The 8,064-nt window shown below is 67.6% G+C and carries 7 protein-coding genes and 1 pseudogene; 4 read left to right on the top strand and 4 right to left on the bottom strand.

Translation table 11 applies throughout. The annotated features are described in order from the left end of the window. Nucleotides 1–2: 2 nt before the first annotated feature. From DI276_RS25475 to DI276_RS25490, 4 genes are read right to left on the bottom strand one after another with little or no spacing between them, the layout of a single operon-like run. Nucleotides 3–986, bottom strand: coding sequence for an ABC transporter ATP-binding protein (locus tag DI276_RS25475; protein WP_112267541.1), 984 nt, complete (start codon nt 984–986; stop codon nt 3–5). Then, nucleotides 986–1,807: a carbohydrate ABC transporter permease gene (locus tag DI276_RS25480; protein WP_112267543.1), complete on the bottom strand. Its 822-nt coding sequence runs from the start codon at nt 1,805–1,807 to the stop codon at nt 986–988. The genes DI276_RS25475 and DI276_RS25480 overlap by 1 nt, the downstream gene beginning before the upstream one ends. Next, nucleotides 1,804–2,670 carry a carbohydrate ABC transporter permease gene (locus tag DI276_RS25485; RefSeq protein ID WP_112267545.1) on the bottom strand — a complete coding sequence of 289 codons (867 nt, stop codon included), beginning with the start codon at nt 2,668–2,670 and terminating at the stop codon, nt 1,804–1,806. The genes DI276_RS25480 and DI276_RS25485 overlap by 4 nt, the downstream gene beginning before the upstream one ends. Continuing rightward, nucleotides 2,663–4,045 (bottom strand): extracellular solute-binding protein, encoded by a 1,383-nt coding sequence (locus DI276_RS25490; protein WP_112267547.1) that lies wholly within the window; start codon nt 4,043–4,045, stop codon nt 2,663–2,665. Before DI276_RS25490 ends, DI276_RS25485 begins: the two co-directional genes overlap by 8 nt. Before the next feature lie 133 nt (nt 4,046–4,178). Between DI276_RS25490 and DI276_RS25495 the strand changes: the two genes are divergently transcribed. The 4 genes and pseudogenes from DI276_RS25495 to DI276_RS25505 form a co-directional block, all read left to right on the top strand. Further along, nucleotides 4,179–5,297 (top strand): alpha/beta hydrolase family protein, encoded by a 1,119-nt coding sequence (locus DI276_RS25495; RefSeq protein WP_112267549.1) that lies wholly within the window; start codon nt 4,179–4,181, stop codon nt 5,295–5,297. Nucleotides 5,298–5,528: 231 nt separating this feature from the next. Further along, nucleotides 5,529–5,972: pseudogene (locus tag DI276_RS53435) on the top strand (IS110 family transposase); the annotation flags it as partial. Nucleotides 5,973–6,024: 52 nt separating this feature from the next. Then, the gene (locus DI276_RS51225; RefSeq protein ID WP_232836895.1) at nt 6,025–6,582 is read left to right on the top strand and encodes a transposase; all 558 of its coding nucleotides are present in this window, start codon (nt 6,025–6,027) and stop codon (nt 6,580–6,582) included. 684 nt (nt 6,583–7,266) lie between these two features. Then, the coding region (locus tag DI276_RS25505) for a DUF222 domain-containing protein (protein WP_119724485.1) at nt 7,267–8,064 on the top strand (798 nt) is incomplete at its 3' end.

The following is an 8,064-nucleotide window of genomic DNA, read 5'->3' on the forward strand; positions in this document are numbered from 1 at the left end:
GGTCACCTCACGAGTAGGCCGGTCTCCTTGTCATAGCGCAGAACGCGGGCGGCTGGCGCACCGACGGTCACCACGGCGCCGATCGAGGGCTCGGAGTCCTCTGGCACGATGTAGCCGATCTGGTCCTCGCCGCAGTCCAGCGTCACCAGGGACGTCACGCCGAGGTTCTCCACAATGGACACAGACCCGGTGAACAGGCCCTCAGCAGCAGGCGCCAGGTACTCCGGCCGAACACCAAGAACGACGTCATCGCGCGGCACCAGGTTCATGGGCGTGGAGCCGATGAAGTTCGCGACGAACGTGTCCGCGGGCCGTTGGAACACCTCGCGCGGCGTGCCGAGCTGGCGGATCCGGCCGGCGTCCATGACCGCGATCCGGTCGGCCAACGCCAGCGCCTCGGCCTGGTCGTGCGTCACGAACACGGTCGTCAACTCCAGCTCGCGCTGCAGCTTCTTCAAGAACGTCCGCGCTTCCAACCGGAGTCGAGCGTCCAGATTGGACAGCGGCTCGTCGAGCAGCAGCACCTCGGCCGACGCCGCGACCGCACGGGCCAGCGCCGCTCGTTGCTGCTGGCCGCCGGAAAGCTGGCCCGGCCGCCGGTCCAGCAACGCCCCCAGGCTCAAGCCTTCCGCCGTGCGCACCGCCGTCTCCTGCTGCACGGACTTCGCGACGCCCCGCACGCGCAACGGATAGGCGATGTTCTCGGCCACGGTCATGTGCGGGAACAACGCGTAGTCCTGGAACACCATCGCGACCCGGCGCTCGCCGGGCTGCAGCCGCGTGACGTCGCGCGAGCCTATCGAAACCACGCCTTCCGAAGCCCCTTCCAGGCCCGCGATGGTCCGCAGCAACGTGGTTTTGCCACAGCCCGACGGGCCGAGCAGGGCGAACAGCTCGCCGTCGGCAACTTCCAGGTCAAGCGAGTCCACCGCCCGCACCCCGTTGGGGTAGACGGTGGACAACGCGGCGATCGTGATGCCCGCCATCAGCTCTTGATGCCTCCGTGGAATCGGAACCCGTACCGCTTGCTCACGAACAGGTACAGCACGACCACCGGGATCGAGTACAGCAGCGAGAACACCGGGATCACCGTCAGGTTGGCGCTGCCGCCCTCGTCGTACAGGGTGCGCAGCAGCACCGCCGCCGGTTGCTGGCCGACGTCGCGCAGCAGCAGGAACGGCAGCAGGAAGTTGCCCCAGGCGTTGACGAACGCCCACACGAAGATCGTTGCGACCCCAGGCCGCGCGACCGGCAGCACGACGTGGCTCAGCACCTGGCGCGGCGAGGCGCCGAACACGCACGCCGACTCCTCGTACGAGCGCGGCACGGCGTCCACGAAATCCTTCAGGATGAAGATGGCCGCGGGCAGCATGCCGCCCGCGATCACCAGCGCCGTGCCGAACTGCGAGTTGATCAGCCCCAGCTGCAGCATCATCACGAAGATCGGCACCATCGCGGCCGTCCCGGTCACCACCGACGACAACAGCAACAGCAGGTACAACAACAGATCCCGTCCGGGAATCCGCACCCGTGACAAGGCATAGGCCGCCAACGCCGCCAGCACCGTCGTGACCACCGTGGCGATCGCGCACAGGATCAACGAGTTCACCAGCGAGGACAACGTGAACGGATGATCGAACGTCGCCGAGACGTTCGCGAAAGTCCAGTCCGGCCACCGCAACCCGAGACCGGGCTTCGTGTCGAACGGCGCCGAGGCCAGCCACAGCATCGGCACCGCGAAGAACGCCAGCACCACCGTGATCAGCACGTAGAAGCCGATCCGGCGCACGATCCACAGAGGACTCATGCCCGCCTCCGCAGCAACCGCAGGTAAATCAGGGCGATCACGAGGTTGCCGACCAGCAGCAGCAACGACATCGCCGACGCGTACCCGAGCTGCCCGCCCTCCAGCGCCTGCCGGTAGATCAGCACCGGCAGCACCTCGGACTGGTGGTTCGGCCCGCCGGACGTGAGCAGGAACGGCGTGAAGTCGTTGGCCGTCCACAGGCTGATCAGCAGCGTGTTGGTCAGCACGTGCCCACGGATGTGCGGGAACACCACGTCCCGCACGGTCTGCCAGCCCGACGCGCCCACCAGCCGCGCCGTTTCGAGCTGCGACGGCGGCACCGCGGCCAGCGCGGAGGTGTAGAGCAGCATCGAGAACGCCGTGCCGCGCCAGATGTTGAAGATGATCAGGCTGGTCATCGGGTACTGCACCAGCCACGACGTCTCCGGCGAGCCGAGCAGCAGCCCCAGCGTGCCCGTGTCGCGGCTCAGCACCGCGAACCACAGGAACGCCACGACCGTGCTGGGCAGGATCCACGAGAGCAGGACCAGGCCCTCGATCGTCCGCCGCAGCCACGGGCTCACCGACCGCAGCAGCCACGCCAGCGCGAAGCCGAGCACGTTCTGCCCGATGACCGCCGAGAACAGCACGAACAACGCGGTCAGCCACACCGAGTTGGTGAACAGCGGGTCGCGGACGGCCTCCAGCACGTTGTCCAGCCCGACCACCTGCGGGTTCGCCGCCGCCGGCCCGGTGAGCTGGTAGTTCGTGATGCCGATGTACAGCGTCCACAGCGCGGGGAAGACCAGGAAGATCCCGATCAGCACCAGCGCCGGGGCGACGAACGCAACCGCCCGCCGGACACCCAGGCCTGAGCTATCCAACGTTCTCCTCGCCGACCGCCTTCACCAACGCCGTCCGGTAGGACTTCGCCACCTCGTCCGGGCTCTTGCCGGACACGACGTCCGCGGTGGCCTGCTGCAAAGCCGCCGACACCTTGGGGTAGTCGGCGAGACCCGGCCGGTACCGGGTGATCGGCAGGACCTTCTCCGCGATGAACGTCAGCATCGGGTCGCCCTTGAGCACCTCGTCGTTGACGTCCTGGCGCTGAGTGAGCTGCGCCGTGCCCGCCAGCGACTCCTTGACGGCCTCGGCGGAGTTGAGGAACTGCATGAACTCCCACGCCTGCCTGGGGTACTCGGTGTTCGGGTTGATCACCCGCACGCCACCGCCGGACATGCTCACGAAGTCCTGCCCTGCGACGCCCGCCTTCGCCTGACGTGCCGGCACCAGCGCCCACCCCACGGCCGCGTCGCGATCCGCCATCTTGGCCACGCCGTTCTTGGGCTCCACGACCGAACGCCAGAAGTAGTCGCTCTCCAGCAGGACGCCGATCTTGTTCTCGCTGAACAGCTGGAACGACCGCTGCCTGCCGTTGGCCTCCTGCTGCAGCACGGGATCGCCGAGCCCACCGCCGTAGACCTTCTGGTACAGCCCGAGAACGTCCTTCAGCTGGGCCGAGTCCCCTTGCCACTTCCCGTTGTCGTAGATGGGCTTGCCGGTGCCCACCAGCGCGAGCAGCACGCCCTGCATCGTCGTCGCCTCGCCCATCGCGGTGCCGGCGTTGAGCTGGATCGGCGTGACACCCGGCAGCGACTTCAACCGAGCGCCCGCGTCGAGCACGTCCTGCCACGACCTGGGCTGCCAGTCCGCGGGCAACCCGGCCTGCGCGAACAGCTTCTTGTTGAAGAACAGCACGCGTCCGTCCGTGCCCATCGGCACCCCGTACCGCTTGCCGTCGAACTCGCCGAGTCCCTGCACGGCCTTGGGGATCTGGTTCCAGCCGTCCCAGTTCGTGCCCTGTCCGACCACGTCGTCAAGTGGCTTGATCTGCCCGGCCTGCGCGAACTCGCCGAGCCAGATGCCGTCGATCTCGATGATGTCACCACCACCGCCGGTCTTCAGGTCCAGCGCGACCTTGGTCTTGTAGTCCTCGTCGCCGGTGCCGTTCTGCTCGAACTTGATCGTCGCGGTGACGCCCTTCGCCTTCTGCTGCTCGGTGAACCTCGGGATCACCCAGTTCTGCAGCCAGTTGGCGCCGCGGGCGTTCTTCCCGCCCTGCGCCGCGTTGGCGACGATCGTCAGCGTGATCTCCTTGGCGTCGGCGTTGCGCGCCTGATCGCCCTCCCGCGTCTGCCCCAGACATCCCGCCAGCAGCCCGCACACCGCCAGCAGCCCGAACACCTTTGTTCGCCGCATCCGTGATCTCCCCACCCAGAGGACCAGCTGGTACGTCAACCTCCAACCTGGCACCGGATCACTCCCGCCACAAGCTCTCAGCCCCCTCTCAGCGCGCGCCTGGGAGGCTCACGCGCGAAGGGGGAGATCAACTGTGCAGCTACTGCTGGCAGCCGCCCTGGCCGCCACCACGCTGGTGTCGCCGCAGCTCAGCGGGCCTTTCCCGGTCGGCACGTTCGACGCCCACCTCACCGATTCCACGCGAGCCGACCCGTTCCAACCGGCGAAGAACCGGGAACTGATGGTCACCGTCAGCTATCCGGCCCAGCACCGCGGACCACGAGCACCGTGGCTGAGCGAGGGCTTCGCGACGGCCATCGACCCGATCATCTCGAGCCCGGCCTACCTCGGCATTCCGGCCGGGACGGTCGACTGGTCGGACACGCGGCGACAGGCACGGGTGGACGCTCCACCGATCCGGAACAAGTGGCCGGTCGTGCTGTTCTCACCCGGCCTGCAGACGCCACGCGAGTTCTACGCCGGCGCCGCCGACGATCTGGCCAGCCGCGGCTACGTCGTGGTGACGGTGAGCCACACCTACGAGTCGGCGGCGGTGGAGTTCCCCGGCCGGCGGCTCGAGTGGGGCATGCTGCAGGACGGCAAGCCAGAGACGATGAAGAAGGCCATCGACGCACGGGTGGCCGACATGCGGTTCGTGCTGACACAACTCCCGCGTCTGCACAAGTGGATCGACAACTCGCGTGTGGGCATCGCCGGGCATTCCTACGGCGGCTACACGGCCGGCGAGACCATGGCGCACGACCGCAGGTTCGACGCGGGCATCAACATCGACGGCGCGATGGAACACACCGGAGACGGCGGCACCTACGCGCCCGGCCGAGTCGTGACGCAAGGCCTGGACCGGCCGTTCCTGCTGTTCGGCGGCGACACCGGCGAACGCGAACTCTCGCACGTCGACACCAGCCTGACCAGGACGTGGGCCGACTTCTGGCCCAACCAGCGCGGGTGGAAGCGCGATGTGCACCTGGACAACGGTGCACACCTCGGGTTCAGCGACATGCAGTGGTCGGTGCCGCAGATCGCGCAGATCGCACCGGAACGCCGCAAGAGTCTCATTGGGACGATCGACCCGCGGGACGCGCTCAAGGCCCAGCACGACTACGTGGCCGCGTTCTTCGACCTCCACCTCAAGCACCGCAGCACGAAGCTGTTCGACCGGCCACGTCATGAGGGCATCCGCCTGGTGGAGTGACGGTATGGTCCAAGCCAGTCCAGGGCAGAAAGTCGCGGTTCTCCGGGACGCACTGGCGTTGTGGCGTGGCCCGTGCTCGCGGACCTGGTGGCCGGACGGGGGCTGGTTGCGTCATCGCCGCTTCGCGACGATTGCGTTGGGGCTTGATGCGATGAAGGAGCGGGGCCTCGCTCCTGGTGGGTCCCGAGCGGACACTCGGGTTGCTCACATCAACCCTCAAGGGAGGCCCCTGTGTCTGAGTATGACGGGAAACAGTTCGTCGGGATTGATTTGCACCGGTCTCGTTCGGTGATCGTGCGGATGACCGCGTTGGGTGAGCGGCTGGACGCGGTGCGGATCGTGAACGATCCGATGCGGCTGCTGGCGGAGATCGCCAAGGCTGGTGATCAGCCGGAGGTGGTGCTGGAGGCCACGTATGGCTGGTACTGGGCCGCGGATGTGCTGGCCGGGGCCGGTGCCCGTGTGCATCTGGCGCACCCTTTGGGGATCAAGGGATTCACGACCCGGCGGGTGAAGAACGACTACCGGGACGCCGCGGATCTGGCGGACCTGCTGCGGATGGGCCGGCTGCCCGAGGCGTGGATCGCCCCGGTGGCAGTGCGGGAGTTACGGGAACTGGTGCGGCACCGGTGCCGGCTGGTCGACCGGCGGTCCGGGTTGAAAGCGAGCGTGCACGCGGTACTGGCCAAGCAGGGCCTGCGCCTGCCGGTCACCGACCTGTTCGGGGGTGCGGGGACGCGCCCTGCTCGCGGAGGCCCCGCTGGACCCGGTGTTCCGGGCCAGGGTGAACTCGTTGTGTCGGCTGGTCGACGAGTTCGGCTTCGAGATCGACACCGTCACTGGCCTGGTCCTGCGCCGGGCCGCCGCGGACCCCGGCTGGACGGTGATCCAGCAGATCCCCGGTATCGGACCGATCCTCGCGGCGGTGATCCTCGCCGAGATCGGTGACATCCGGCGTTTCCGCGGCCCGCGGCAGCTGTGCAGCTGGGCCGGGCTGACCCCTAAGCATCACGAGTCCGACCGCACCGTGCGTCGTGGTCACATCACCAAGCAGGGCTCGAGGCTGCTGCGCTGGGCGGTGGTCGAGGCTGCCCAGAAAGTCCCCGCCGACGCCGGATGGCCGGCTGCCACCCGTGACGGCATCCGCCAGCGCCGCGGTCGTGGCATCGCCACCGTCGCGGTCGCCCGCCGCCTGCTCACCCTGATCTACTTCGGCCTGCGCGACGGGCACATCCGTGCCCTGGCCCCGCAGGCCACCACCGGTTCACCGGACACCGCGGCATGAACCGCGGACCTGGTCGTGACCGGGCGCGGATCGTCCGAAGTCTGACCCCTGACCCCGGTGACCTCACTGGGACAGCGTGGTCGTGGTCTTGATTGACCCCGCCCGGTCACGGTCGCACCCCACCACGCGGACACGCGAATAGATGACCGGCAACCAGCCCCCGCTGGTCTGTCACCGGGAACAAGACCCGGCACGGTGAACGCGACCAACACTCGAACTTTCAGCACCAACAACAAGAAACGAGGGGTTCCCGGAATCCGGAACAGCGTGACGCACCACTGATCGCGGCATCAAGGCCCATGCCTCCCGCGGAGGTGGCCTCCGGCCAGCCCTGACCCCGCGACCAGCCGGCACATCTATGCCAGGACCACCGCAAACCCCCCGAAAACACGGTCACACAAGCACTTGACCGGCCCCGCTCCTTCATAGATGACTTCGGGGCCCTTGCGAGGCGCTGGTCGGGCGGAAAAGGTCGGATGCTTCGCACCCGCCCGATCCGAAAAAGGTAGCACCTCGCACCCAAAGTCAAGCCCCAATCGCAAGCGTGCGTGGTTGGGTTGGTTGGGTTGGTTGGCTTGCGTCATTACCGGTTTGCCGCGTTGGGATTGGTGTTCGGCTCGGTTCACTCGATTGTGTTCACCTTGTGCCGTTATTGTTTTGTGATCTTGCGCTATAGTGGAACACGTGAGCGAAACCCGACTTCTGTCCACCGACGAGCTGCTTAGCAGTGTCGTCGCGGAGGTGATGGAAATCCGGGTTCGCGAATCTGCTGTGATGCAGAAAATCGCCGAGTTGGATCGGCGTGGGGCCGCATCGGAGCTGGGTTACAAGAATTTGGTTCAGGTGCTGCGGCATGCGGTGCGCTGGGATGCGAACACGGCCAAGAAATGGGTCGCGCACGCGGGTCTGTTGAGTCGGGAGATCACGCCGACCGGCAGCGAACTCGACGCCGAGCTGCCCGTCACCGCCGAGGCGGTGGCCGAGGGCGCGCTGTCGCTGGAGCATGTCGCGGTGGTCGCCCAGGTCATGCAGGACCTGCCCGCCGAGGTCGAAGGCCTGGTCGTGGACTACGCCCGCGACTACGAGCCGATGGCGGTGCGCAAGTTCGGCAAGGACCTGGCCTACGGCCTCTATCAGAACGACCCCGAGCCCCGTGATGCCGAGCCCTCGCGGCAGGGCAATGAGCATGTGATGCGGTGGGAAGACGGGCGGCTGGTGATCCGGGCGAAGCTGGACGCGGTGACCGGCGCGAAGTACGAGGCGCTGCTCGATCCGCTGGCCAAGCCCCGCCCCGACACGGCCGAAGAGGGCCCCGACCTGCGCTCGCGTGCCGAACGCGAAGGCGACGCGCTGGCCGAGCTGGTCGACCTGATGCTGCGCGCCGATCAGTTGCCTGAGCACGGCGGCGAACCGGTCACGCTGACCCTGACGATGCGCTACGACGACCTCGCCAACCAGGTCGGGCAGGCCACCCTGGACAAC

This window comes from Lentzea terrae (assembly GCF_003265345.1).
GTDB classification, from domain to species: Bacteria; Actinomycetota; Actinomycetes; order Mycobacteriales; family Pseudonocardiaceae; genus Lentzea; species Lentzea terrae.

What these genes read in the sequence shown, in the direction of transcription:
- DI276_RS25480 (WP_112267543.1), bottom strand. Translation starts at nt 1,807, where the DNA reads ATGAGTCCTCTGTGGATCGTGCGCCGGATCGGCTTCTACGTGCTGATC.
- DI276_RS25490 (WP_112267547.1), bottom strand. Translation starts at nt 4,045, where the DNA reads ATGCGGCGAACAAAGGTGTTCGGGCTGCTGGCGGTGTGCGGGCTGCTG.
- DI276_RS25475 (WP_112267541.1), bottom strand. Translation starts at nt 986, where the DNA reads ATGGCGGGCATCACGATCGCCGCGTTGTCCACCGTCTACCCCAACGGG.